Source organism: Kribbella voronezhensis, assembly GCF_004365175.1.
Classification (GTDB): Bacteria; Actinomycetota; Actinomycetes; order Propionibacteriales; family Kribbellaceae; genus Kribbella; species Kribbella voronezhensis.
This window is the reverse complement of record NZ_SOCE01000003.1, coordinates 380686-404063: the sequence shown is the minus strand read 5'-3', so window position 1 is coordinate 404063 and position 23378 is coordinate 380686. Positions and strand designations below refer to the sequence as shown.

22 protein-coding genes are annotated in these 23378 nt (G+C 68.8%); 9 read left to right on the top strand and 13 right to left on the bottom strand.

The window, feature by feature from the left end:
• The first annotated feature begins 200 nt into the window (after nucleotides 1-200).
• Nucleotides 201-977 (top strand): arginase family protein, encoded by a 777-nt coding sequence (locus EV138_RS36565; protein WP_238158612.1) that lies wholly within the window; start codon nucleotides 201-203, stop codon nucleotides 975-977.
• Between the two features lie 119 nt (nucleotides 978-1096).
• Here EV138_RS36565 and EV138_RS36560 read toward each other — a convergent pair whose 3' ends face one another.
• The 4 genes from EV138_RS36560 to EV138_RS36545 are packed head-to-tail and all read right to left on the bottom strand — an operon-like array spanning nucleotide 1097 to nucleotide 6091.
• Nucleotides 1097-2134 (bottom strand): DUF2332 domain-containing protein, encoded by a 1038-nt coding sequence (locus EV138_RS36560; protein ID WP_133985317.1) that lies wholly within the window; start codon nucleotides 2132-2134, stop codon nucleotides 1097-1099.
• Between the two features lie 10 nt (nucleotides 2135-2144).
• Nucleotides 2145-4409 carry a [protein-PII] uridylyltransferase gene (locus EV138_RS36555; protein WP_133985315.1) on the bottom strand — a complete coding sequence of 755 codons (2265 nt, stop codon included), beginning with the start codon at nucleotides 4407-4409 and terminating at the stop codon, nucleotides 2145-2147.
• The gene (locus EV138_RS36550; RefSeq protein ID WP_112236980.1) at nucleotides 4410-4748 is read right to left on the bottom strand and encodes a P-II family nitrogen regulator; all 339 of its coding nucleotides are present in this window, start codon (nucleotides 4746-4748) and stop codon (nucleotides 4410-4412) included.
• On the bottom strand, nucleotides 4745-6091 hold the full coding sequence (locus EV138_RS36545) for an ammonium transporter (protein WP_238158611.1): 1347 nt from the start codon (nucleotides 6089-6091) through the stop codon (nucleotides 4745-4747). The genes EV138_RS36550 and EV138_RS36545 overlap by 4 nt, the downstream gene beginning before the upstream one ends.
• Before the next feature lie 254 nt (nucleotides 6092-6345).
• On the opposite strand from EV138_RS36545, the gene EV138_RS36540 reads away from it, so the two are divergent.
• Complete coding sequence (locus tag EV138_RS36540; RefSeq protein WP_133985313.1) at nucleotides 6346-6942, top strand: TetR/AcrR family transcriptional regulator; 597 nt, start codon at nucleotides 6346-6348, stop codon at nucleotides 6940-6942.
• Between the two features lies 1 nt (nucleotide 6943).
• Here the strand turns inward: EV138_RS36540 and EV138_RS36535 are convergent, their stop codons facing one another.
• From EV138_RS36535 to EV138_RS36525, 3 genes are read right to left on the bottom strand one after another with little or no spacing between them, the layout of a single operon-like run.
• Entirely contained in the window at nucleotides 6944-8191 is a 1248-nt protein-coding gene (locus EV138_RS36535) for a hypothetical protein (protein ID WP_133985311.1), read from the bottom strand.
• Nucleotides 8188-8652 carry an RNA polymerase sigma factor gene (locus tag EV138_RS36530; RefSeq protein WP_133985309.1) on the bottom strand — a complete coding sequence of 155 codons (465 nt, stop codon included), beginning with the start codon at nucleotides 8650-8652 and terminating at the stop codon, nucleotides 8188-8190. The genes EV138_RS36535 and EV138_RS36530 overlap by 4 nt, the downstream gene beginning before the upstream one ends.
• A 26-nt stretch (nucleotides 8653-8678) precedes the next feature.
• Nucleotides 8679-9626: an NAD(P)/FAD-dependent oxidoreductase gene (locus EV138_RS36525; RefSeq protein ID WP_133985307.1), complete on the bottom strand. Its 948-nt coding sequence runs from the start codon at nucleotides 9624-9626 to the stop codon at nucleotides 8679-8681.
• A gap of 80 nt (nucleotides 9627-9706) precedes the next feature.
• On the opposite strand from EV138_RS36525, the gene EV138_RS36520 reads away from it, so the two are divergent.
• The 5 genes from EV138_RS36520 to EV138_RS36500 all read left to right on the top strand — a co-directional run bounded on the left by EV138_RS36520 (nucleotide 9707) and on the right by EV138_RS36500 (nucleotide 13774).
• Nucleotides 9707-10285: a helix-turn-helix domain-containing protein gene (locus EV138_RS36520; protein ID WP_133985305.1), complete on the top strand. Its 579-nt coding sequence runs from the start codon at nucleotides 9707-9709 to the stop codon at nucleotides 10283-10285.
• A 77-nt stretch (nucleotides 10286-10362) separates the two neighbouring features.
• Nucleotides 10363-11337 (top strand): asparaginase, encoded by a 975-nt coding sequence (locus tag EV138_RS36515; RefSeq protein ID WP_133985303.1) that lies wholly within the window; start codon nucleotides 10363-10365, stop codon nucleotides 11335-11337.
• A gap of 274 nt (nucleotides 11338-11611) precedes the next feature.
• Nucleotides 11612-12001 (top strand): group I truncated hemoglobin, encoded by a 390-nt coding sequence (locus tag EV138_RS36510; RefSeq protein ID WP_166678890.1) that lies wholly within the window; start codon nucleotides 11612-11614, stop codon nucleotides 11999-12001.
• A 7-nt stretch (nucleotides 12002-12008) separates the two neighbouring features.
• On the top strand, nucleotides 12009-13139 hold the full coding sequence (locus tag EV138_RS36505) for a globin domain-containing protein (protein WP_133985299.1): 1131 nt from the start codon (nucleotides 12009-12011) through the stop codon (nucleotides 13137-13139).
• On the top strand, nucleotides 13136-13774 hold the full coding sequence (locus EV138_RS36500; protein WP_133985297.1) for a DivIVA domain-containing protein: 639 nt from the start codon (nucleotides 13136-13138) through the stop codon (nucleotides 13772-13774). Before EV138_RS36505 ends, EV138_RS36500 begins: the two co-directional genes overlap by 4 nt.
• Nucleotides 13775-13778: 4 nt before the next feature.
• Here EV138_RS36500 and ftsY read toward each other — a convergent pair whose 3' ends face one another.
• Genes ftsY through EV138_RS36475 form a run of 5 tightly spaced genes read right to left on the bottom strand, consistent with a single transcriptional unit; the run spans nucleotide 13779 to nucleotide 20691 of the window.
• Nucleotides 13779-14963, bottom strand: a complete 1185-nt coding sequence (ftsY, locus tag EV138_RS36495) for a signal recognition particle-docking protein FtsY (protein WP_202867119.1) — start codon at nucleotides 14961-14963, stop codon at nucleotides 13779-13781.
• A 43-nt stretch (nucleotides 14964-15006) separates the two neighbouring features.
• Nucleotides 15007-16665: a thiol reductant ABC exporter subunit CydC gene (gene cydC / locus EV138_RS36490; RefSeq protein ID WP_133985295.1), complete on the bottom strand. Its 1659-nt coding sequence runs from the start codon at nucleotides 16663-16665 to the stop codon at nucleotides 15007-15009.
• A complete protein-coding gene (cydD, locus tag EV138_RS36485; RefSeq protein ID WP_133985293.1) occupies nucleotides 16662-18287 on the bottom strand; it encodes a thiol reductant ABC exporter subunit CydD in 1626 nt (541 codons plus the stop codon). The genes cydC and cydD overlap by 4 nt, the downstream gene beginning before the upstream one ends.
• Nucleotides 18284-19267, bottom strand: a complete 984-nt coding sequence (gene cydB / locus EV138_RS36480) for a cytochrome d ubiquinol oxidase subunit II (protein ID WP_133985291.1) — start codon at nucleotides 19265-19267, stop codon at nucleotides 18284-18286. The genes cydD and cydB overlap by 4 nt, the downstream gene beginning before the upstream one ends.
• Nucleotides 19268-19281: 14 nt before the next feature.
• On the bottom strand, nucleotides 19282-20691 hold the full coding sequence (locus EV138_RS36475; RefSeq protein WP_133985560.1) for a cytochrome ubiquinol oxidase subunit I: 1410 nt from the start codon (nucleotides 20689-20691) through the stop codon (nucleotides 19282-19284).
• A gap of 114 nt (nucleotides 20692-20805) precedes the next feature.
• Between EV138_RS36475 and EV138_RS36470 the strand changes: the two genes are divergently transcribed.
• Both EV138_RS36470 and EV138_RS36465 read left to right on the top strand, forming a co-directional pair.
• Nucleotides 20806-21210, top strand: coding sequence for a BlaI/MecI/CopY family transcriptional regulator (locus EV138_RS36470; RefSeq protein ID WP_255513795.1), 405 nt, complete (start codon nucleotides 20806-20808; stop codon nucleotides 21208-21210).
• Nucleotides 21207-22115 carry a M56 family metallopeptidase gene (locus tag EV138_RS36465; protein WP_133985289.1) on the top strand — a complete coding sequence of 303 codons (909 nt, stop codon included), beginning with the start codon at nucleotides 21207-21209 and terminating at the stop codon, nucleotides 22113-22115. Before EV138_RS36470 ends, EV138_RS36465 begins: the two co-directional genes overlap by 4 nt.
• A gap of 161 nt (nucleotides 22116-22276) precedes the next feature.
• On the opposite strand, the gene EV138_RS36460 is transcribed toward EV138_RS36465, so the two are convergent.
• The gene (locus EV138_RS36460) at nucleotides 22277-23371 is read right to left on the bottom strand and encodes a threonine aldolase family protein (RefSeq protein WP_133985287.1); all 1095 of its coding nucleotides are present in this window, start codon (nucleotides 23369-23371) and stop codon (nucleotides 22277-22279) included.
• Nucleotides 23372-23378: the final 7 nt, after the last annotated feature.

Here is a 23378-nt window from a genome sequence, read left to right as displayed (position 1 = left end):
CCTGCGGGGAGGTGCGTTGACAAGGGGTGGATTGGGTCGGGAGGATCTAACCAATTGTGGCCGGGATAGTGGTTAGGGGTGGGTGGGTGCGGGAGCGGGTTGTGGTGGATGGGCCGTCGAATTTGGGGTTACGGCCGCCTGTGGAAGGGACTGTGCCGGGGTGTTACAAGTTGGCGGGGGCGGTGCGGGATCAGGGGTTCGTGAAGAGGATCGGGGCTGAGGACTCGGGGGTGGTGACGCCGCCGCGGTACGACCGGGGGGATTGGAAGGCCGGGGACGGCGTGTTCAACGCGGTCGCGATGGCGGAGTACAGCCGGAGGTTGGCTGATCGGGTGGGGATGTTGGTCGACGAGGACAAGTTCGTCGTACTGCTGGGTGGGGAGTGCAGCAACTTGCTCGGGCCGGCGTTGGCGTTGAAGCGGCGCGGGCGGTACGGCGTGGTGTATCTCGACGGGCACTCCGATATGCGCACCGTCGACAACGACGAGTACGTCGGGGCCGCCGGTGGTGAGGCGCTGGCGTTGGTGACCGGGCGCGGGCAGGTGGATCTGACCGACCTCGAGCGGCTCGGGCCGTACGTCCGGGACGAGGACGCGGCGATGCTCGGCTACCGCGAGGACGAGGCGTACCTCGAAACCCTCCGGGAGGCAGGGATTCTGGAGCGGTCGGCGCTCGAGGTCATGAAAGACGCCACCAAAGCCGCGGCCGATGTGCTGAAACACCTGGAAAGGGGCGAGCTGGACGGGTTCTGGGTGCATCTCGACGTCGACATCCTCGACTCGGAGGTGATGCCGGCCGTCGACAGTCCCGATCCGGGTGGGCTGCAGCACGAGCACCTGCTGAGCCTGCTGAAACCGTTGCTGAAGTCACCGAAGTGCGTCGGGCTGGATGTCGGCATCTTCGACCCGGATCTGGATCCCGACGGCCGGTACGCCGCCGAGCTCACCGACACCCTGGTCGCGGCGCTCAACGGTTGAGGAGCTCACCAACCGAGCCGCTCGCCAGCCGAGGCGGTCACCAGCTGAGGCGCTCAACAGCCGAGGCCGTCACCAGCCGAGGCGGTCACCAGCCGAGGCGCTCAACGGCCAGAAAGCGACTACTCCCAAACCGTCTGCTGGCCGTGCGCAGAGGTGTGCCCGAGGATGCGGGGCTCTCCCCCAGGCCAGACCTGGAGGACGATCAAGGGCTCCACAGGTGCGTCCGGCGTACGGCGGCGATGCTCCAGGCTCAAGCGAGCCAGCGGCGCCGACGCCGTAGCCCGCTCTCCCAGAGCGTCAAGCGCTTCGTCAGCCGCCGCCTGCTCCGACGAAGTGAGGTAGTGCCACATCACCGAATGCCACACGACCGTCACGTGCGCTGGCGACAACTCCAGCCCACGAAGGAACGACACGGCGTCCTCACGCCGTACGTCGGCCGGCACCGACCGGGCGATCTCGATCGCACCGCGAAGCCGCTCCAGCCGGGCCGTCATGTCCGGCCAGATGTACGACGTCAGCAGCAGCTCCCCCTCGGCGCTCAGCGCGTTCACCGGAGCGATGTCGCCGCCGACCCGCTCCGCGATCCGGAGCTCCGGCTGCGGCGCCAGTGCCCGACCGGACCACGCGTCGGAGATCTGCACAGGGCTGTCAGGCGGACCGAAGCCGTTCCCGTCCGCGAGGTTGTAGCGAAAGTGGTCCGCCCGAAGGTTGAGCCCAGCACTCGCCCCGATCTCGAACAGGCGCACAGGAAGGGGAACAGCTTCAAAGAGCTGCAGCAACCCGCCGTACAAGGCAGTAGAGCGTCCGACCTCGTTGGTCTGCGGCGCCTGGAGCAACTGCGCCCGTAGCTCGCCGCCCCGCGACTGCAGCACCTGCTCGAAAGCTTCCCAGCCCAGCACCGGGTCCCACGAGCCACCGACGCTCGGGTAGAACGCAGCAAGCTCCGGCGCCTCCCCTGCCAGTACGAGTCGGTGCACAGCGCCCAGCAGCGGCAGTGCAAGCCCGTACTGCGCAGGGTCGTACCCGGCCACCACCTTCGTGGACACGCCTCCCAACTCGAGGTCGTCCACGATCCGCCGCAGCAGGTCCGCGTACATCGGCGAGCCGAGTTTCTCGCACTCCTGAGCCTGCAGCTGGAACGCCTCTACAAGATCCACAGCCGAAACACTAGAAGGTCAGCCGGTCCAGCACCGACTTGGCGGTCGTCTCCGCGTCCTCCTCTTCCAGCGGTGCTCCGTGGCGGTCGGTCAGGTAGAAGACGTCGACACACTCGGCCCCGAGCGTGCTCACGTGCGCCGAGCGGATGTCGGCCCCGGTCGAGGCGATCGCCGCCGTCACGTCGTACAGCAGGCCGGGGCGGTCGTGTGCGCGCACCTGCAGCACGGTCGCGGTTTCCGATGCCCCAGGCAACAAATCGACCTTGCTGGCAACGGCTTGGCGGGCAGCGGACGAGTCCCGCGCAGCCAATCGGCGTACCAGGTCGGCATCGTCGCGCAGTGCGACAGCTAGCCGGTCCCGTAGCCGCACAGGGTCGGGCACTGAGCCGGCAACCGACCACTGGGAGATCCCGAGCCCGTCGACAGAGGTGATGACAGCAGACCGTACTGCGAGCCGCTCGACCGCCAGTACGCCGGCAACCGTCGACAGCGTCCCCACCTGGTCAGGCACAGCCACGTTGATCCGCAGCTCACCGGCATGGTCCGACACGGTCACACCGATCCGACCGATGCCGACCACCTGGTGCAGTGCAGGCACAGCGATCGGCGGAGCCTCCGTCCACAGTCCGGCGCCTCCCCCGGACAGGTCACCTCGCACCCGACGGGCCAACTCTCCCACCAGCCGCATCCGCCATGGCGACGAGGCAGCGGGCCCAGCAGCACGCGCATCGGCGTACGTGAGTGCCTCCATCAGGTCCAGCGTGTCTGTGTCGCGGACGATCCCCGAAATCAGTTCCACCGTCATCGGATCGTCCAGGTCTCGCCGTGTCGCCACCTGGGCGAGCATCAAGTGCTGGCGCACCAGCAGCGTGATCGTCTCGACGTCAGCAGCCGGGAAACCGAGTCGGCGGCCCACTGCAGTAGCGATCACGGCACCGGTGACGCTGTGGTCACCCTCCACCGCCTTGCCGAGGTCGTGCACGAGCGCGGCGATCAGGAGCAGGTCCGGTCGGCGTACGTCGCGCACCATCTTCGACGCCTCGACACAGGTCTCCAGCAGATGCCGGTCGACCGTGTAGCGGTGTACTGCGGACTGTGGCGGCCGGAACCGCACAGAGTCCCACTCGGGGAGCAGCCGGGACACATACCCGGCCTGGTCCATCGCCTCCCACACCTCGAGCAGTCCTGGACCGGCGCCGAGCAAAGCGCACAGCAGTCGACGAGCCTCGCCAGGCCAGGGCGTCGGCAATGGGGCCGAGGCAGCAGCCAACCGCGCACAAACAGCGGGAGACAGTACGAGCGAACGGTCCGCAGCAACGGCCGCAGCGCGCAGGCCGAGCACCGGATCGCGCTCCGGCCGTGCGTCAGGCATCAGTACGACTTCACCCTCGTGCTGCCCGACTCCTTCGTCCAGGGCCAGCAGCAGTGGACCACCAGTACGCCCGCGACGCCGTGAGCGAGGTGGCCGCGCCACCAGGCACTCGACCCGCCGCCAGGACACGTCGCACACGTGCGCCAAGGTCCGCCCGGTGGCGTAGACGTGCCGCAGCAGCTCATCGCGGTCTGCCATTCCCAGCCCAGCAGCGACCTCACCGGCGACGTCTGCGACCAACCGGTCCGTGGCGCGCCCTGCGACGTCGTGCAGTTCGTCCCGGATGTTCAGCAGGTCCAGACGCGCTCGCTCCACCACGGGATGCGGTACGTCGACCAACCAGGACGCCACGAGCGCCCGTAGTACGACGGCGTCCCGCAACCCGCCGTACGCCTCCTTCAGGTCCGGCTCCGCCAGGTGGGCCAGCTCGCCGACCGTGTTGGCGCGCTCCCGGCACGCAGCGGCGAGCGCGGGCAGCCGTGTCTTCGCAGTACGACGCCAGTCGGCCATCAGCACCGACCGCAACTGCAGTGTGAGGTGAGAGTCCCCAGCCACGTGCCGCGCGTCCAGCAGACCCAGTGCGACTCGTACGTCGTCCGCCGCGGCAGTCTGGGCTTCCTCGACGGTCCGGACGCTGTGGTCGAGCTTGGTCCTCGAATCCCACAGTGGATACCAGATCTGTGCGGCCAGCTCGTCTATTCGTGGGTAGCCGGCAGTGTGCAGCAGCATCACGTCGAGGTCGCTGTACGGCGAAAGCTCCTCCCGGCCGTAGCCGCCGACGGCTACGAGCGCGACGCCCTCGGCGGACTGGCCGAGGGCGTCACAGGCTTTCGAGAGGAGCAGGTGCAGCAGCGCGTCCGCCTCGTCGGCCCGAACGCGCCGCTGCTCTGCCCGGTTCACCATCTAGAGGGCGTCTCCGTCGACTTCACCGGTACGGACCCGGACGATCGACTCGACCGGGGTCACCCAGACCTTGCCGTCGCCGATCTTGCCGGTCTGCGCCGCCTTGACGATCACGTCCACCACATCGGCGCCGTCACCGTCCTCGACGACGACCTCGAGCCGGACCTTCGGGACCAGGTCCACCTCGTACTCCGCGCCCCGGTAGACCTCGGTGTGGCCCTTCTGCCGGCCGTAGCCGCTCGCCTCGGTGACCGTCATCCCGGTCACCCCGAACGTCTCCAGCGCGGCCCGGACGTCTTCCAGCTTGTGCGGCTTGACCACCGCCGTGATCAGCTTCATGCGTTCGCGCCTTCCTTGGTGTCCTCTTCAGCGGGGGCGTCCTGAACGATCGCCGTGGCCCGGGCCAGCGGGTTGTGACCGCGCAGACCGGACGCGCCCAGGAAGTCGTACGCCGTCTCGGCGTGCTCCACCTGGTCGACACCGGTGACCTCGTCGTCCTCGGTCAGGCGGAAGCCGATCGTCTTGTCGATCAGCTTGCCCAGCCCGAAGGCGACCACGAAGGAGTACACACCGACCGCCAGGTTCGCCAGCGCCTGCCGGCCGAGCTGGCCGGCGCCACCACCGTAGAACAGGCCGTCCACCGCGGACGGAGCGGCCGCCGACCCCAGGAAGCCGATCGCCAGCGAGCCGAACAGACCGCCGACCAGGTGCACGCCGACCACGTCGAGGGAGTCGTCGAAGCCGAGCTTGTACTTCAGCGACACCGCGAAGGCGCAGATCGCACCGGCCAGGACGCCGAGGATGATCGCGCCGACCGGCGTGACCGCACCACAGGACGGGGTGATCGCGACCAGGCCGGCGACCGCGCCGGAGGCCATTCCGAGCGTGGTGGCCTTGCCGTGCCGGATCCGTTCCACGATCAGCCAGCCGATCACGGCGGCGGCGGTGGCGACCTGGGTGTTCACGAAGGTGACCGCGGCGGTGGTGCCGGCGCTGAGCGCGGAGCCCGCGTTGAAGCCGAACCAGCCGAACCACAGCAGCCCGGCGCCGAGGATGACCAGCGGCAGGCTGTGCGGCCGCATCGGGTCCTTGCGCCAGCCGACCCGGCGGCCGAGTACCAGGGCCAGCGCGAGCGCTGCCGCACCGGCGTTCACGTGCACCGCGGTACCACCCGCGAAGTCGATCGCCTTCAGCTTGTCGCCGATCCAGCCACCCTTGCCGTCGTCCAGGAACCACACCGAGTGCGCGACCGGGAAGTACACCAGGCAGGTCCAGCCGGCCACGAACGCGATCCAGCCACGGAAGGTGGCCCGGTCCGCGATGGCGCCCGAGATCAGCGCCGGGGTGATGATCGCGAACATCAACTGGAAGGCGACGAAGGCGAGCGTCGGAATCGTGCCGCTGACCGCCTCCGGCGCGATCAGGCCCTTCAGCCCGGCCGCCGAGAAGCCACCGATCACGTGCCCGTGGTCACCGGTGAAGGTCAGCGAGAAGCCGACCACCACCCACAAGATGGTGACCACGGCGATGGTGATGGCACTCATCATCATCATGTTCAGCACGCTCTTGACGCGCACCATGCCGCCGTAGAAGAAAGCCAGGCCCGGTGTCATCAAGAACACCAGGGCGGCACTGACCAAGACCCAGGCGGTATCGCCGGCGTTGATCTCCATCAACGTCATCCCTTCCATCGATCTGGGGGGTGGCCCGCGTCCTCATCAGGGGGGAACTCCACAACGCCGGGAAGCCCGCGCACGGCCACACCGCAAACGGTGTCGGCGCGCCGTTTCAGCCGATCGGTCCGCATGTTTCAGGCATGTGACAAAGCGCCTTCTTAAGTGACATCGACGTGACATCGGCCGACGTGTGGCACTCTGGCCTGACCACACAGGGCCGCAGCCGCGCCACTGCGCCTGTCCTAACTGGGGACGAAGAAATGGGGATTACAAGCGGGGAAAGGCCGCGCCGCGGCAGGCCGCGGGACCCGGACGCCGAGCCGAGGATCCGCCGGTACGCCGTTCAGCTGCTGCTGGAGCGCGGGTTCGACGGGATGACGGTGGACGACGTCGCGGAGGCGGCGGGCGTCGGCAAGGCCACGATCTACCGCCGCTGGGCCAGCAAGGAAGAGCTGGCCAACGACGCGATGACCGAGCTGTTCGACATCGAGATCCCGGATGCCGACACCGGCTCGATCGAGGGCGACCTGCGGCAGGTCTACACGGCGGCGTTGCAGTTCGTCAGTACGAAGGAAGGCCTCGCCTGGGTCCGGCTGGCGGTCTCGGAGCTGAACCGGGACGAGCGGTTCGCCGTGCTCTACCGCAGCTTCCTGGACCGGCGGATCGCGTTGACGGCGGCCACGCTGGAGCGGGCCCGGCAACGAGGTGAGCCGATCCGGGCGGGTGCCGACCCGATCCTGATGGTGGAGTGGCTCGCGGGTGTGCTGATCCTGCGGGCGCTCACCGGCGAGGCGATGCCTGCTGTGACGGAGGCAGACCATCTGGTCGGCATGACGATGCACGGCATCGTCGAGTAGTTCAGCCGCGGACACCGGGCCCGAGGGCGACTCCGCTCACCTCGAGCTCGGTGACCCGGCGTACCTGCCCGGTCAGGACGCCCCAGGAGATCACCCAGCCCTGGACCTGGACCAGGACGGTGTTGCTGTCGTACCAGCCGAGCACCAGGCAGCAGCCGGGCGGCCGGTCGACGGCGGGAGCGACTGTTCCCGCTGTGGGCGGTGGGGAGGAGCCCAGCACCAGCAGCCTGCTCTGCGCGGCCCCCTGCACGGAGATGGCTGCCACGACCTGCGGCTGGGGGTCCGGATCGGGCAATTCGGACAGTTCGCCGGAGATGAAGAGGCGGGCGGCCGTACTGCCGCTGGCGAAGGTCTGCCCGACCCAGGACTCCACTGGCAGCTGTGCCGCTGTGTGGGAGGTCCAGCCTTTGGCGATCGAGTAGCCCGCAAGTGCCACCCGCCCGCCACTACCGCTCAGCTGGTACGGCGAAGTCGCGTCCTCCGGGTCGCCGCTGGGCTCCACCGGTGTCACTGCGCGCTCTCCTTTGCCGCCGTCGTCGAGCAGCACGCGATAGGCGGCATCCGGACCGCTGACGATGAGGCGGTTGTCGTCAGGCAACCAGCTCACACTGCGCAGGTCCTGCGTCGGCAGGCTGATCTCCCGGGCCTCCGAGTTGATGACGCTGAGCACCTGCACGGCACCTGGTTGTGGGAAGGCCACGAGCTCCCCACTCGGTGATACGGCTCCCGAGCTGAGTGGAGCGCCAGTACTGATCGCACTCAGCCGTACGTCGGCGTGCGCCCAGTGCCCGTCGTTGCCGAGCAGGAGCGGCTCATACGACCCACTGTGGATCCCGAGCACGACTGCCGCGATCCGCTCGATCGGCGCCTCCCGGAGGCTCTTCGGATCCTCCGGGAGCGTCAGCGTCTCCCCCAATGAAGTGTCGAGCCGATCCAGGTACCGCTCGCTGCCACTGGGCGGAGCGATCCAGAAATCCATCCCGTCGATCTGTCCGGCCGGTCGCACAAAGCCAGGCGGCCCGGAAGGTGGCGTGGTCGGCGGTGCGATCGCCGCCTTGCCGCCGCCGAGCGCGGCGACCAGTGCAGCTGCTGCACCGATCACCAGGACCGCGACGAGAGCGATGACGACACTGCGCCGACGTCGGCGCCGGATCGCGACCGCGGCGTTCCAGGCGGCGTCGGCGAGATCCGGCTCGGGTATGCCGTCGGCTGCCTGGGTCAGCAGGGGGTGGACGTCCTCCCGCCTCACCGCCAGTCCCTCCGCCTGGTATCGCGCTGATCGCCCGCACCGAGCGCCGCGCGAAACTGGTTCAGGGCGCTCAGACCGTGCCCGTGCACGGTGGTGTGCGACAGGTTGAGGACGTCGGCGACCTCGAACTCCGTGAGCTCCTCGAGATGCAGCAACACGAACACCGCACGCTGAACCGGGCTGAGGCCGGCCAATGCCACCCGGACCGGATGCTCGTCGTCCTCCACCGGCAGCGGCTTCGCGCGGGACCACCGCGACAGGGCCGAGTCGTAGAGGATCCGCTGGACGAAGACGTCCGGATCGTCGACCTTGCCCCAGCGCAGCGCCAGCCGCGTGAAGGCGTGCCGAAGTTGCTCCTCGGCCCGATCCAGGTCGGCGTACACCAGGTAGGCCGCCCGGAGCCATTTTCCTTGCCGCGCATCGACGTACGAGGCGAATTCTGGGTCGACAGTGTCGCGCATCCACCCTCCCGCCCCTATTCAACTCCTCAACTACTCCGCGCGGCCACTGCCAGCCGGGTCTCTTCTTCGATCAGGTCGTAGTTGATGGCCGCCGCGGCTGCCAGACCCGCGGCCGCGGACGTGATCACCTGAGCTCGCGGGTCAGCCACGTTGCCTGCCACCCACACGCCGGGCACGGCGGTCTTTCCGCCGGGTTCGGACGGGACCGCGGTACCGATGGAGACTCCGTTGGCCTCTACCTCGGCCGGCTTGAGCCCGAGCCCTTCGAGGAACGCAGCACGGGCAGCGGCGTACGGCTGCACCACAAGCGCCTGACACGGGATAACCCTGCCACCATCCAGCCGTACGCCGGACAGCTTGTCGTCCGCCACCTCGATCGCAGTCACCTTCCCCAGTACTACGGAGATGTCGCGCGCCGCCAGCTGCTCCCACTGCTCCTCTGTCGGCTCCGGTCCGTCGTTGAGAAACAGGGTGACGTCACTACTCAACTGCGAGAACAGCATCGCCTGGTGAATCGCCATCACACCTGTAGCCAGTACGCCGATCGCCTGATCGCGCACCTCCCAGCCATGGCAGTACGGGCAGTGCAGTACGTCCCGGCCGAACCGCTCAGCAAGCCCCTGTACCTCGGGCAGCTGGTCCGCCAGGCCCGTCGTCACCAGCAGCCGGCGGGCGCGCACCGCAGTACCGTCGGCCGTCAGGACCTCGAAGCCGTCCTGGCCCGGTGTGACTGCTGTGACCGTGCCAGTACGCACCTCTCCGCCATAGCCGGTCACCTCGGCGCGACCGAGGGCGTAGATCTCTGCCGGCGGCACCCCGTCGCGGGTCAGGTAGTTGTGGACGTGCTCGGCCGGTGCGTTGCGGGGCGTGCCCTCGTCGATCACCAGCACCGATCGGCGCGACCGCACCAGGGCCAGCGCGCCACCGAGCCCGGCGGCTCCCCCGCCGACCACCACCACGTCGTACTCGTCCATCGTCGACTCCTCTCGAAAGCTTTGTCCCGAGCCTCGGCCGAAATCGCCAAAACGACAAGAAAGTTTGCCAAGATGGCAACATGGACGATTTCGAGGGTGTGCTGGAAGGTGTCGGACCGCGGTTGCGCACGCTCCGGCAGGAACGCGGTACGACGCTGGCCGAGCTCGCGGCCGCGACGGGGATCTCGGTCAGCACGCTGTCGCGGCTGGAGGCCGGCCAGCGCCGCCCGACGCTGGAGTTGCTGCTGCCGCTGGCGCGGGCCCACCAGGTCCAGCTGGACGAACTGGTCGACGCCCCACCGACAGGTGACCCACGGATCCACGCGCGACCGGTCAAGCGGAAGGACGGCGCGGTGATGATCCCGCTGACCCGGCGACCCGGTGGGCTGCAGGCGTACAAGCAGATCGTGCAGGCGGGCTGGCCCGGCGGCGAACCCGACCAGCGGACACACGAGGGCTACGACTGGCTCTACGTGCTGTCCGGCCGGATCCGTCTGCTGCTGGGCGACAAGGACATCGTGCTGGCCGAAGGGGAGGTCGCGGAGTTCGACACCCGCATCCCGCACTGGTTCAGCAACCCCGGGCCGGGCCCGGCCGAGATGCTGACCCTGTTCGGCCCACAGGGCGAGCGGATGCACGTCCGGGCGCGATCCAAGTAGGTAGCGATCCAAGTAGCTAGTGCGATCCAAGGAGGTTGTAGCCTTCCCGGGCTTGTCAGCGAAGGAGAGGACGGCCCGTGAGCGTCGCACTGTTCACCCTCGGCGGCACGATCGGCATGGCCGGGCCCAACACCGCCCGGTTGACCGGAGCCGAGCTGACCGCCGCAGTACCAGGGCTGGCCGAGCTGGAACGTCCGGTGGAGGTCCAGGACATCGAGGCGGTGCCCAGTGCGAACCTGACGGTCGCCAAGATGCTCGAGGTGGTCGACGCCGCCTCCAAGGCGATCAGCGACGGCGCGACCGGCATCGTCGTCCTGCAGGGCTCCGACACCCTCGAGGAGACTGCCTTCCTGGTCGACCAGGTCTGGCCGCACCCGAACCCGTTCGTCCTCACCGGCGCGATGCGGAACCCGACTCTGGCAGGCCCCGACGGCCCGGCGAACCTCCTGGCTGCCGCACGGGTCGCCTGCTCCCCCGCCGCACGCGACCTGGGCGCACTGGTGGTCTTCAACGACCAGATCCACGCGGCACGCTGGGTGCGAAAGACCCACAGCACCAGTACTGCGGCCTTCGCGTCCCCCAACACCGGGCCGATCGGGCACCTGGTGGAGGACCAGGTGCGGATCCTGACACGCCCAGCCCGGCAGGACGGCGTCCAGGGCCGGCCAGAGCCGGACGACCTCGACGCCAACAAGGTGGCGCTCTACACCGTCACGATGGACGACGACGGTTTGCTGCTCGACGGACTGGCCGACAAGTACCAGGGCCTGGTCGTGGCGGGGTACGGGGTCGGCCATGTGCCGTCCGCGCTCGCACCTGTGCTCGGCGAGCTCGCGCAGCGCATCCCGGTCGTCCTTACCTCGCGGACGGGCGCCGGCTCCGTGCTGCGGAACACCTACAGCTCGACCGGCTCCGAGTCCGACCTGCTGCGGCGTGGCCTGATCGACGGCGGTTTCCTCGACCCGTACAAAGCCCGGCTCCTCCTACGGTTGCTGCTGGCAACTAACGAGGGCGCGGAAGAGATCGCCGCGGCCTTCGCGCAACACCACTGAACCACACAGCCGGGCTCGGCGCGAGCTGAACCGGTTCTGCTCTGGCATCGATGCCAGCGGGAGACGTCTTTTCGGATCTGTTGCTCCAGGCAACAGTGTGAGAAGAGGGGGCCGGACCAAGATTTCGCATCCTGGCAACGATTGTCAACGCCTCGAACGAACAACGGACGTTACGTTTCGAATCTCCTCCGACGGCTTGACCTGCGCCCTGCCCAGGTGATCGGATCGGGTCCGCTCGGGGATCGGTTCGAGACTCTTTGGGAGTGGTTGCTCCGTGGTTGAGCACGTACAGGCCGGCAGCGAGAAGATCAGTGACTACGCCGCGGTCGGTGGTGGTGCCGCCGTCGCTTCGGTGGTGGATTTGTTCTACCAAAGCGTTCTGGCCGACCCGCAGCTGGCCGGCTACTTCGCCGACACCGACCTGACCCGGCTGAAGCGCCACCAGGTGCAGCTGGTCTCGCAGGTGATGGGCGGACCGGTGTCCTACGAGGGCGCCGACCTGGCCGCCGCGCACCGCGGCCGCGGTATCACCGACGAGGACTTCGGGCTGGTGGTGGCGCACCTGATCAAGGCCCTGGAGGCGCACAGCGTGCCGCAGGAGATCACCGACCGGGTCGTGCAGGCGCTCGGCGCCACCCAGGGCGACATCGTCACCGCGCCCTGAGCCGGGGATGGATCCGGCCGCACTGAAGAGCAGCTGGGCCGTCGTCGCCAAGTCGGGCGACGAGGTACCGCTGTTCTTCTACTCCCACCTGTTCCTGTCCCATCCGGAAGTCCGGGAGATGTTCCCGGTCTCGATGGCCGCCCAGCGGGACAAGTTGGTCGGCGCCCTCGGCGCTGTTGTCAGCAACGCGGCTCAGCTCGACGAAGTGGTCCCCTTCCTGCAACAGCTCGGCCGCGACCACCGGCGGTTCTCGGTGATCGCGGAGCACTACTCGGCCGTCGGTGCTTCCCTGCTGGCGACCCTGCAGCATTTCCTCGGCGCTGCCTGGACGTCGCAGCTCGCTGCCGACTGGGCCGAGGCGTACGGCTTGGTCGCGACCGTCATGGTCCAAGCCGCCGAGGAAGCCGCCGACGACAGCCCCGCTTGGTGGCCGGCGGAGGTGCTCGGCGTGGACCGGCGCACGATGGACATCACCATCGTGCAGCTGCGACCCGAGCAGCCACTGCACTACCAACCGGGCCAGTCGGTTGCCTTGGAGATCCCCTACCGGCCAAGGCGCTGGCGCTACTTCAGCCCGGCCAACGCGCCACGGAGTGACGGGTCGATCGAGCTGCACATCCAGCTGATCGCCGGCGGCCAGGTCAGCGGTGCCGCTGTGCGCTCGCTGCGCAAGGGCGACGCCGTACGGCTCGGTGCGCCGGTGGGCGACACCCTGCAGCTACCGAAGGAGCACAAGAACCTCCTGATGGTGGCCGGCGGCACCGGGCTCGCACCGCTACGAGCCATGCTCGAACAGCTCGACCGCAGCCAGCAGCCGGTGCCCAACGTGCACCTGTTCCACGGCGCCCGGATGCCATGGAACCTGTACGAACACAAGCAGCTCACCCGGCTCACCCAGCGGCCCTGGTTCAGCTACACGCCCGTGGTCTCCGACGACGGGTCGTACCCCGGCCCGCGCGGCCTGGTCGGCACCGTGGCCGCGCAACACGGACCGTGGCCGGGGCACATCGCTCTGGTCTGCGGCTCGCCGGCCATGGTGGCGCACACCGTCGGCGAGCTGACCGGAGCCGGTACGCCGGCGGCTGACATCCGCACCGAGTCCTTCGGGACCACGACCTCAGCAGGGGGCCAGCAGTGACGCCCGAAGACCCGTTCGCCCGGCGACCCGCCCAGTCGCCGTACGCGATCCGGCACCAGACCTTCCCCACCCGGCGGAAGGGACTGGATCCGGCCGAGGTGCTCGGCTACCTGAGCGATCTGGCGGAGCAGATCGAGTACGCCGACGCCGACCGGGCGGAGCTCAGGGCCGAGCTGGAGCGGCTCCGCGCCAGCACGCCGGACGCGGACCAGCGGGCACACATCACGGCGCACGCAGTCGGGCTACTGAGCCAGGCACAGCAGATTGCCGACAACCTGGTCGCCGAGGCCGAGCAGTACGCCAAGGACCTGGTCGAATCGGCTCGCCACCAGCAGCGCGACGTACTGCAGCAGGCACACGACTCGGTGGAGTCCGCGGTCAAGCACTTGCCACGGTCGGACGCACAGGCCGCCGAGCTCGAGTACGTTCGCACGTTCACGCAGGTGGCGCACGTGCAGCTGCGCTCGGTGCTGGACGCCCTTGCAGAACAGGTGGAACGCCTCGGCCACTTCCCGCAGGACAAGGCCGCCGACGCGCCCCCGGCTGACACCGGTGAGGTCGAGTGGTGGACGGACCTCTCGGCCGGCCCGGTCGATCAACCTCGCCCGGCACCGGCCAGGCACGGCGGCCCCTAGTGTCCTAGTCGAGCAGGGCGTCGACGAACTGCTCCGCGTCGAACGGAGCCAGGTCGTCGGCGCCTTCGCCGAGCCCGACCAGCTTCACCGGTACGCCGAGCTCGCGCTGGACGGCGATCACGATGCCGCCCTTGGCCGTCCCGTCCAGCTTCGTCAGCACGAGGCCGGTCACGTTGATCACCTCGGCGAACACCCGGGCCTGGGTGAGCCCGTTCTGGCCGGTGGTCGCGTCGATGACGAGCAGCACCTCGTCCACCTCGGCGGCCTTCTCGATCACCCGCTTCACCTTGCCGAGCTCGTCCATCAGCCCGGTCTTGGTGTGCAGCCGGCCGGCCGTGTCGACCAGGACCACGTCCGCCTTCTCCTCGATCCCTTGCTTGACCGCGTCGAACGCGATACTCGCCGGGTCGCCGCCCTCCGGCCCACGCACGGTCCGTACGCCGACGCGCTCACCCCAGGTCTGCAACTGGTCCGCCGCCGCCGCCCGGAAGGTGTCGGCCGCGCCGAGCACCACATGCTTGTCCTCCGCGACCAGGACCCGGGCCAGCTTGCCGACCGTGGTCGTCTTGCCGGTGCCGTTCACACCGACGACCAGGACGACAGCGGGCTGGCCTTCCTTGCCCTCCAACTTCAGCGTGCGGTCCAGCTCGGGATTCACCAGCGCGATCAGCTCCTCGCGCAGGATGGTCCGCGCCTGGTCACCGGACACGCCCTCGACCCGGACCCGCGTCCGGAGCTTCTCGACCAGCTCCTGAGTCGGCGCGACGCCGACGTCGGCGGTGATCAGAGTGGTCTCGATGTCCTCCCACGCCTCTTCGTCGAGGGTGTCTCGGGACAGCAGCGCGAGCAGGCCCTTGCCGAGCGAGCCCTGCGACCGGGCCAGCCGTGCCCGCAGGCGGACCAGCCGGCCTTGGGCGGACTCCGGCTTCTCGATCGTGGCGGTGGCGCCGGCCTCGGGCAGCTCGGTGTCCTCGAGCGTCCGGGTCGGCGTGTCCCGCGGCTCTTCCGCGTCGTCGCCGACCTTGGGCTCGGTGAGCTCAGGGGCCGGCTCGGCGGCCGGCAGCTCCGCCTTCCGGCGCCGGGAGATGACCAGGCCGGTGGTACCGCCGATCAGCACGATGGCGATCACCGCGATGATGGCGATCAGGGCCTGGTCGGTGAGCAGGGTGACTAGCTGAGGGTTCGACACGATTCCCCATCTTGGCAGACACCAGGCCCTCGGCAGGCATCCCTCACGCGAGGTCCACGACCGGTTGCGTTCTGTAAGGCGCCAGCTCTGGCCGGTGAGTCAGCAGTACTACGGTCCGCCGGCCCGCCGCGGCGTACAGGTCGGCCAGGAGCGCCCGGGCCGTCTCCTCGTCCAGGTGCTCGGTGGGCTCGTCCAGCACCAGTACGTCGTGGTCGGCGAGCAGCAGCCGGGCGAAGGCGAGCCGCTGTCGCTCCCCACCGGACAGTCGAGCCCCGTGCTCCCCGACCATCGTGTCCAGGCCATCGGGCAGGCTCTCGACGAATTGGCCGAGCCGCGCGCGGTACAGGGCCTTCCACAGCCTCAGGTCGCTCGAGCCGGGCCTGGCCAGCAGCAGGTTCTCCCGGATGCTGGTGTCGAAGACGTGGCTCTCCTGCGTCAGCAGCCCAATGACCGACCGCACCTGGTCGCCCCGCAACTGCCGCAGCTCCACACCATCGAGCAGCACGTCTCCTCCACGCGGATCCAGGAAGCGCAGCAGTACTGCGGCCAGCGTGCTCTTCCCCGAGCCGCTGGGCCCGGTCACGACCACACGACTCCCGGCCGGCAGTTCCAGGTCCAGGCCGCTCAGGACGTCTGCCTCGCCGTACCCGACTCGCAGACCGCGGACCGTCAGATCCCGCCCTGCCGGTAGTTCGACGGCCTGAGAGGGCTCGGACACGGGTGTCGGCAGGGCCATCACCTGCTGCAGACGGCCGAGCGACGCCCGCACCCGGATCGCCAGCTGGGCCGCGACCGGAATTCCGCCCAGTACGTCGGCAAGGGCGAGCGGAGTCAGGACGAGTACTGCGAGGACCGGGCCGGACACGTCCGCCTGGCTACCGAGCACGAGACCCGCCACACTCGCCCCGCCGACACACAGCACGAGCAGCGCGTTCCCGAGCCCGGTACTCCAAGCTGACCGACGCTCTGCCTGGGCCAGTCGTGCATCAGCAGCACTGAATCCGGCCAGTACGTTGTCGACCGCATTGAAGGCGACGACATCGGCTGCAGTCAGCAGAGCCTCAGTCGCACCCGCAGCGACTGCCCCACGAGCACCGGCGATCGTCCGCTCAGCTCGTCGCGCCGTACCGGCGGTCACCCACGGCACCACTGTGCAGGCCGCCAGGACGGCCAATGCGACCGCAGCGCCTGCAACCGGCAGCAGGATCACCAGCAAAGCCACCGTCGCAGTGGCCGTCACGGCCGCCACCAGCACCGGCAGCACCACTCGCAGCCAGAGATCGAGCACAGCGTCGACATCCAGCACGAGTCGCGCCAGCAGATCCCCACTCCGCAGCGACAACCCAGCAGGAGCCAACTCCTCCAGTCGCCCGGCGACACGCGCCCGCACACCACCCAGCACCCGGTACGCCGCGTCGTGACCGGCCAGCCGCTCGACGTACCGGAAGACTCCGCGGCCGACACCGAAAGCCCGGACGGCCACGATCGCCACCATCAACGTCAACACCGGGGGTTGAGCGGCAGCAGTGGTGATCAGCCACGCGGAGGTCGCCAGCAACGCCACCGCCGACCCGGAGGCCAGCACTCCGGCGATCACCGCAAGCACCAGCCGTCCGGCCAGGCGCCGGTCAACGACAGCCAGCCCCAGTGGCCGACTACCAGCCAGGTTCACCACCGTACGGTCGCTTTGAAGGCTGCTCATACGCCCACCAGCTCCTTCGTGCCCACCTCGACCACGCGGTCGGCCGCGGCGATCAGCGCGGGCCGGTGCGCGACCAGCAGTACCGTCCGCCCGGTCGCACGGAGGTTCGCGACCACCGCAGCCTCGGCGTCCGCATCCAGCCCGGCAGTCGGCTCATCCAGCAACAGCACCGGCGCATCCGTCACCAGCGCCCGCGCCAACGCCACCCGCCGCCGCTGGCCGCCCGACAGCAACTCCCCCTGCTCCCCCACCGCTGTGTCCAACTCCAGTTCGGCAGCCCCGGCCGCAGCCAGCGCCCGTCGCACCGCATCGTTCGAAGCGTCCGGCCGCCCGAGCCGGACGTTGTCGGCGATGTTCCCCAGCAACAGCCCCGGCCGCTGCGGCACCCACGCGAACTGCTGTCGCCACAACACCGGGTCGAACTCGTCCGCCGCACTCCCAGCCGCGACAACCACCCCGCGCTCCGGTACGACGAACCCGAGCAGCGCCGCCAGCACCGTCGACTTGCCTGCCCCACTGGGCCCGGTGAGCGCAACCACTTCGCCCGGCCACAACTCCAGGTCGAACCCCTCCAACGCCGGTGCCGACCTCCCGGAGTACGTCACTGTCACGTCGTGCAGGTGCAGCGGAGTCACCCGCAGGTCCGGTACGTCGGTTCGCTCGCCCTGCACCGGCAGAGGTGTCTCCAGCACCCGGAACACCTCCTCGCTGGCAGCAACCCCGTCCGCGCTCGCATGGAACTGCGCGCCGACCTGGCGCAGCGGGAGGTAGGCCTCCGGAGCCAGGATGAGGACCAGCAACGCAGTCTCCAATGCCAGCTTCCCGTCGACCAGGCGCAGCCCGACACCGACCGCGACCAGCGCCACCGAGATGCTGGCCAGCAGTTCCAGGACGAGCGACGAGAGGAACGCCAACCGCAGGCTCTTCATCGACTCCACCCGATGCCGCTCGGTCACGCGTTCCACAGCGACCGCTTGAGCCTTGGCACGACCGAACAACTTGAGCGTCGGCAGCCCGGACACGACATCCGCGAAGTGGTGAGCGAGCACAGCCAGTGCGTGCTGCCTGCGCCTGCTGTAGGTCTGAGTGGCCCAGCCGATCAGCGCCATGAAGATCGGGATCAGGGGCAAGGTCACCAGCACAGTGCCCGCGGCGAGCAGATCGCCGGTCGCCATCCAGGCGATCACACCGGCCGGCACCGTCGAGGCCAGGACCAACTGCGGCAGGTAGCGCGCGAAATACGGATCCAGGTCGTCCAAGCCCTTGGTCAGCAGCGTCGTTAGTGCACTGCTCCGCTCTCCGCTCAACCAGGCGGGTCCGAGGTTCAGCGAGTGCTCCAGCACCTGCCGGCGCAGCGTGGACTTCACCGCGGCCGCTGCCCGTTGCGCGACCACCTCCTGCAACCACAACAACAAGGCTCGTCCGGCGATCACCGCCACCAACGACCAGACGACCGCCGCAGCCAGCTGACCCCGCAGTACGACGTCAGCGATCCCTTTGGCCAGCAGGACGGCCTGTACGACGATCAGGAGGCCAGTGGCGACGCCGATGAGCACCGACCCCGCCAAGAACGTGCGAGCTGCCTTGGCTCTGCCTAGTAGCCGGGGGTCCAGTGGCTTCACGACACGGTCACCCGCTTGCGGAAGACCCAGTAGGTCCAGCCCTGGTACAGCATCACCAGCGGTGTGAAGATCGCAGCGATGACGGTGAGCAGCTTCAGCGTGTAGGCGGTCGACGCCGCGTTGACCGTCGTGAGACTCCAAGCCGGGTCGAGGCTCGACGGGGTCACCAGGGGGAACAGCGCCAGGAACAGAGACGTCACCGCGAGCGCGACAGCCGCAGCGGTACCTACGAAGGCCCAGCCCTCTCGGCCGCGCCTGTTCGCCAGCAGTCCTGCCAGCAGTGCCACAGCGGCCCCACTAGCGACTACTGCTGAAGCGGCGTCACCACGGATCCCCTGCGTCCAGCCCAGGAAGCCGACAGCGAGCACGGCAGCAGCGAGGCCGCACCACGAGGCAAGGCGGTTCGCCCGTCGACGCAAGTCACCGGTCGTCTTCAGGGCCAGGAAGATCGCGCCGTGTGCCACGAACAACACCGTGACGGTCGCTGCGCCCAGCAGAGCAAACGGGTTGAACAGCGACCCCACAGTCCCGACGAACTCGTGCGAAGCGTCCAGCGGTACGCCGCGGACCAGGTTCGCGAAGACGAGCCCCCAGAGCACGGCCGGTAGTACCGACCCGATGGTGATCAGCCAGTCCATCCGCGAGCGCCACTGCAGGTCGTCGCGCTTGCCGCGGTACTCGATCGCCACTCCCCGCAGGATCAGCGCCACCAGGATCGCGAACAGGGGCAGGTAGAAGCCGCTGAACAAGGTCGCGTACCACTCGGGAAAGGCCGCGAACGTCATCGCTCCGGCGACGATGAGCCAGACCTCGTTCCCGTCCCAGACCGGCCCGATCGTGGTGATCACGGCCCGCCGCTCCGGCTCGTCCCGGCCGAGCACCCGGACCAGGATCCCGACACCGAAGTCGAAGCCCTCCAACACGAAGTACCCGATCCACAGGCCCGCGATGACCACGAACCACACTGTCGTCAGTTCCATCCCGATCCCCTTCCTCAGTACGCGAACGACAGCGGCTTGCCGGCGGCGTCCGGCTGGTCGGGCTGGTCCGGCTCGGGTGAGGTGCCCGCGAGGCCGCCCCGGATCGTGCGGAACATCAACTTGGTCTCCACGATCGCCAGTACGCCGTACAGGACCGTGAACCCGATCAGCGAGGTCAGTACTTCGCCCGACGTGGTGCCGGGTGAGACGCCGGCCGAGGTGGGCAGCAGCCCGAACACCAGCCACGGTTGCCGGCCGGTCTCGGTGAAGACCCAGCCGAAGACGTTCGCGAACAGCGGCAGCAAGGGCAGTGGCAGCGCGAGCCAGACCAGCAGCCGGTTCGGTGCCCGCCCGCGCCTGGTTGCCCAGAGCAACAACACGGCGAGCGCGGCCGACGTCATCCCGACGCCGATCATCAGCCGGAACGTCCAGTAGGTCAGCGGGATGTTCGGCTTGTACGAGCCCGGGCCGTACAGCTTCTCGTAGGACTGCTGCAGCGGGTTGATGCCCTGCACCTCACCTTGGAAGTGTCCCGTGGCGAGGAAGGAGAGCAGGTACGGAACCTTGACCGAGTAGAGCTCTCGCGAACCGTCCAGCGTGCCGACGGTGAGGATCGAGAACGACGCCGGCTTCTCGGACTCGTACAGCGCCTCGGCCGCGGCCATCTTCATCGGCTGCACCTCGGTCATCACCTTGCCCTGCTGGTCACCACTGATGGCCACCCCGGCACCGGCCGCGATCACGATGACGGCGCCGAGGCGAAGCGCGGTACGGAAGGCGCCGGTGTCGACGCCGGGCCGGCGGACCAGGTGCCAGATCGCGACGCCGGCGACGAACGCGCCGCCGACCATGAATGCCGCGAAGATCGTGTGCGGGTAGGTGACCAGGACGACCTTGTTGGTGAGCACCGCCCAGATGTCGGTCAACTCGGCCCGGCCGCGCTCGGCGTTGTAGCGGAAGCCGACCGGGTTCTGCATCCAGGAGTTCGCGGCCAGGATGAAGTACGCCGACAACTGCGTGCCGAGCACCACCATCCAAATGCAGGCCAGGTGCACCTTCTTCGGCAGCCGGTCCCAGCCGAAGATCCACAGCCCGATGAAGGTGGACTCGAGGAAGAAGGCGAGCAGGCCCTCCAGCGCCAGCGGGGCGCCGAAGACGTCGCCGACGAAGCGCGAGTAGTCGCTCCAGTTCATCCCGAACTGGAACTCCTGGACCAGTCCGGTGACGACGCCCATCGCGATGTTGATCAGGAACAATTTGCCGTAGAACTTGGTCAGCCGCAGGTACTTGTCCTTGCCGGTCCGGTACCACGCGGTCTGCAGGCCGGCCGTGATCGCGACCAGCGAGATCGTCACCGGCACGAAGAAGAAGTGGTAGACGGTGGTGATCGCGAACTGCCAGCGGGCCAGATCCAGGGTGTCCATCAGCGCCTTCCGAGCATGCTTGCCGGGCATCTACGACGTTACGTAGTAGAATCTACTACGTCTTGTAGTAAACCGTAGCGCCGATCTACTACAACGCGTAGTTATACTGGTCACGTGACCGCAGAAGAGATCGCCGCAGGTACGCCGAAGGGCCCGCGCCCGCTCGGCGATCTCGAGCGGCTGGTGATGGAGCAGCTCTGGTCGGCCGAGGGCGCGCTGACCGTGCGCGAAGTGCACGAGCGGCTCGCGGCGACCAGGGATCTGGCCTACACGACCGTGATGACGGTGCTCGACCGGCTGGCCAAGAAGAAGCTGACCGAGCGCGAGCGCGACGGGAAGGCCTGGCGGTACAAGGCCGCCGCGCCGCGGGAGGAACTGGCGGCCGGCCTGATGCGGGACGCGCTCGACCGGGCCGGCGACCGGCGAGCGGCCCTGGTCCGGTTCGTGGGTCAGGTCAGCGACGAGGAGGCGGCACTGCTCCGCGACGCGCTGGCCCGGCTGGAGGCTCGGGACGGGTGATCACCCCGATCCTGCTCGCCGCACTCGCTCTGGTCCTCGCCGGACCGGTTCCGGCCTTGCTGGCTCGTGCCGACTGGCCCTACCGGATCCCCCGGGCAGCGGTCGCCCTGTGGCAGTCGGTCGCGCTGGCCGCAGTACTGGCTGCCTTCGGTGCTGGGATCGCCTTGTCGTACTCGACCGCTGGGCAGCCTGGTGAGCCACGGTTCGACCCGTCGTCGTCGCGAGACCTGGCTGCGGCCGCAGTACTCGCATTGACCGCGCTGGTCGGCGTCCGGTTGCTCTGGGCGGCGGGCCGCGTTGCTGTCGGCACCAGGGCACGACGGAAGAGGCACCGCGACCTGGTGGACGTCCTGGCGACACCGGACGGCTTGATACCGGGTCTGCGCGTGCTGGCTGAGCAGACGCCGCTGGCCTACTGCCTGCCCGCACTGCGTGGGGCACGGGTGGTGGTGTCGGTCGGTGCACTCGACCGGTTGGACGACGGCGAGCTGCGCGCCGTACTGGCCCACGAGCAGGCGCATCTACGAGCCCGGCACGACCTGGTCCTCGAAGCCTTCACCGCACTGCACACGGCATTCCCGAGGTGGGTCCGCAGCGACGTAGCGCTGGAGCAGGCTCGCACGTTGGTCGAGCTACTGGCCGACGACGACGCGCGTCGGCGCAACGGCCCACTCCCACTCGCCCGTGCCTTGGTCGCACTGGCCGGCTCCCCCGCCCCCGAAGCGGCGATGGCAGCAGCCAAGTCGTCGACAGTGCTGCGCGTCCAACGACTGAGCGACCCGGAGCCGCGCTATCCCCTGCAATCAGCGGCAACCTACGCCGCCGCCGTGTTGCTCTTGGTCGTGCCGACCTTCACGGTCGCGGCACCGATCGTGCAGGCCGTCGTTCATGCCCTCGCCGGCTAACCGAAATTCTTGCCCTCACCCCGGGCGACCGCGAGCAGGACGAGTCCTGACAGAACCAGCAGGATGACCATGGTGATGACGAACGTCAGCACAGCTTGACTTCTCTCCCCGATTGTTGCCCCACACAAGCTTTATGCCAGTGCTACGCCTTCTGAACGCCTTCATTCTCCCAGAAGTTCCGCGAAGGCCTGACCAACTTCGTCGACGTCCCACCGCAAGGTGTCCGGAGTCACCACGAGTTCGATCCACGACCAGCCCGGTACGTCGGCCGGCCGCCAGGTGTAGCTCAGGTACTCCCGCGTCGCCTCCATGCGGCGGATCGCGGCCACCTCGATCTCCTCGGCCGGCAGCGGCGCGTAGACCCGGAACGAGTTGGTGTGCGGCACCTCCGGGAACACGCGGTACCCAGCGGTCTGCAGCACGCCCGCCAAGTCGACGGCGCGCCGGCGAAGGTCACCCATCAACGGCAGTACGTCGCGCAGGCCGGCGCGCGCCGACACGGCGTACGGGAAGATCGTGTACGGGTTGCCGCCGAGCCGCCGCTGCCACCGTCGTACTTCGGCGACGATGTCCTCAGGTCCGGCCAGCGCTGCCCCACTCAGGCCGCCAAGGCCCTTGTAGAACGAGACATAAACCGTCGAAGCCAGCGCAGCCACCTCGGCCAGGCTGTGTTCAAGGTACGGCGTGCTCTCCCACAACCGGGCGCCATCAAGATGCAGCGGTACGCCGCGCTCTGCACAGGCCTCCGAGAACAGCACCAGCTCGTCCCACGTCGGCAGGACGAAGCCGCCGTCGCGCAGCGGCAACTCCAGCGCCACAGCGGCCAGGTGACCAGGGATCGCCGCCAGCTCGTCCGGACGGGGTTGCCGGGGCTCAGACGTCATCCGCTCGATGCGGAGGTGATGCACTTCCTCCAGGGCGTTCAGCTCGTGGTGCAGGAAGTGCGCCAGGCCGTGCAGGGCGACCCGCTGCGTGCCGGCGCGGTCCGCGTAGACGCGCAGCACGCTTTGCTGCGCAAGGATCCCCGTCGGTACGAACACAGCCGCGGGCTTGCCCAGCAGCTCGGCGACCTCCTTCTCCAGCAGCTCCACCTCACCGCCGCTGCCGTAGCCGTCCCACTCGTCGACCGCGGCCTCCGCCAGCGTCCGCAGTACGTCGGAAGCGGGCACCTTGCGGCCGTACAGCCAGCGCGTGCAGGCGAGGCCGGCAGCCTTGCGCCGGGCCCGGAGATCTTCGGAAGCAGTAGTAGTCGCCACGGGACCA

Coding starts and splice junctions, on each gene's coding strand:
- EV138_RS36505 (WP_133985299.1), top strand. CDS start 12,009: ATGGATCCGGCCGCACTGAAGAGCAGCTGGGCCGTCGTCGCCAAGTCG.
- EV138_RS36555 (WP_133985315.1), bottom strand. CDS start 4,409: ATGGTGAACCGGGCAGAGCAGCGGCGCGTTCGGGCCGACGAGGCGGAC.
- EV138_RS36545 (WP_238158611.1), bottom strand. CDS start 6,091: ATGACGTTGATGGAGATCAACGCCGGCGATACCGCCTGGGTCTTGGTC.
- EV138_RS36530 (WP_133985309.1), bottom strand. CDS start 8,652: ATGCGCGACACTGTCGACCCAGAATTCGCCTCGTACGTCGATGCGCGG.
- EV138_RS36475 (WP_133985560.1), bottom strand. CDS start 20,691: ATGGACACCCTGGATCTGGCCCGCTGGCAGTTCGCGATCACCACCGTC.
- EV138_RS36550 (WP_112236980.1), bottom strand. CDS start 4,748: ATGAAGCTGATCACGGCGGTGGTCAAGCCGCACAAGCTGGAAGACGTC.
- EV138_RS36525 (WP_133985307.1), bottom strand. CDS start 9,626: ATGGACGAGTACGACGTGGTGGTGGTCGGCGGGGGAGCCGCCGGGCTC.
- EV138_RS36520 (WP_133985305.1), top strand. CDS start 9,707: ATGGACGATTTCGAGGGTGTGCTGGAAGGTGTCGGACCGCGGTTGCGC.
- cydB (WP_133985291.1), bottom strand. CDS start 19,267: ATGGAACTGACGACAGTGTGGTTCGTGGTCATCGCGGGCCTGTGGATC.
- cydC (WP_133985295.1), bottom strand. CDS start 16,665: ATGAGCAGCCTTCAAAGCGACCGTACGGTGGTGAACCTGGCTGGTAGT.
- EV138_RS36540 (WP_133985313.1), top strand. CDS start 6,346: ATGGGGATTACAAGCGGGGAAAGGCCGCGCCGCGGCAGGCCGCGGGAC.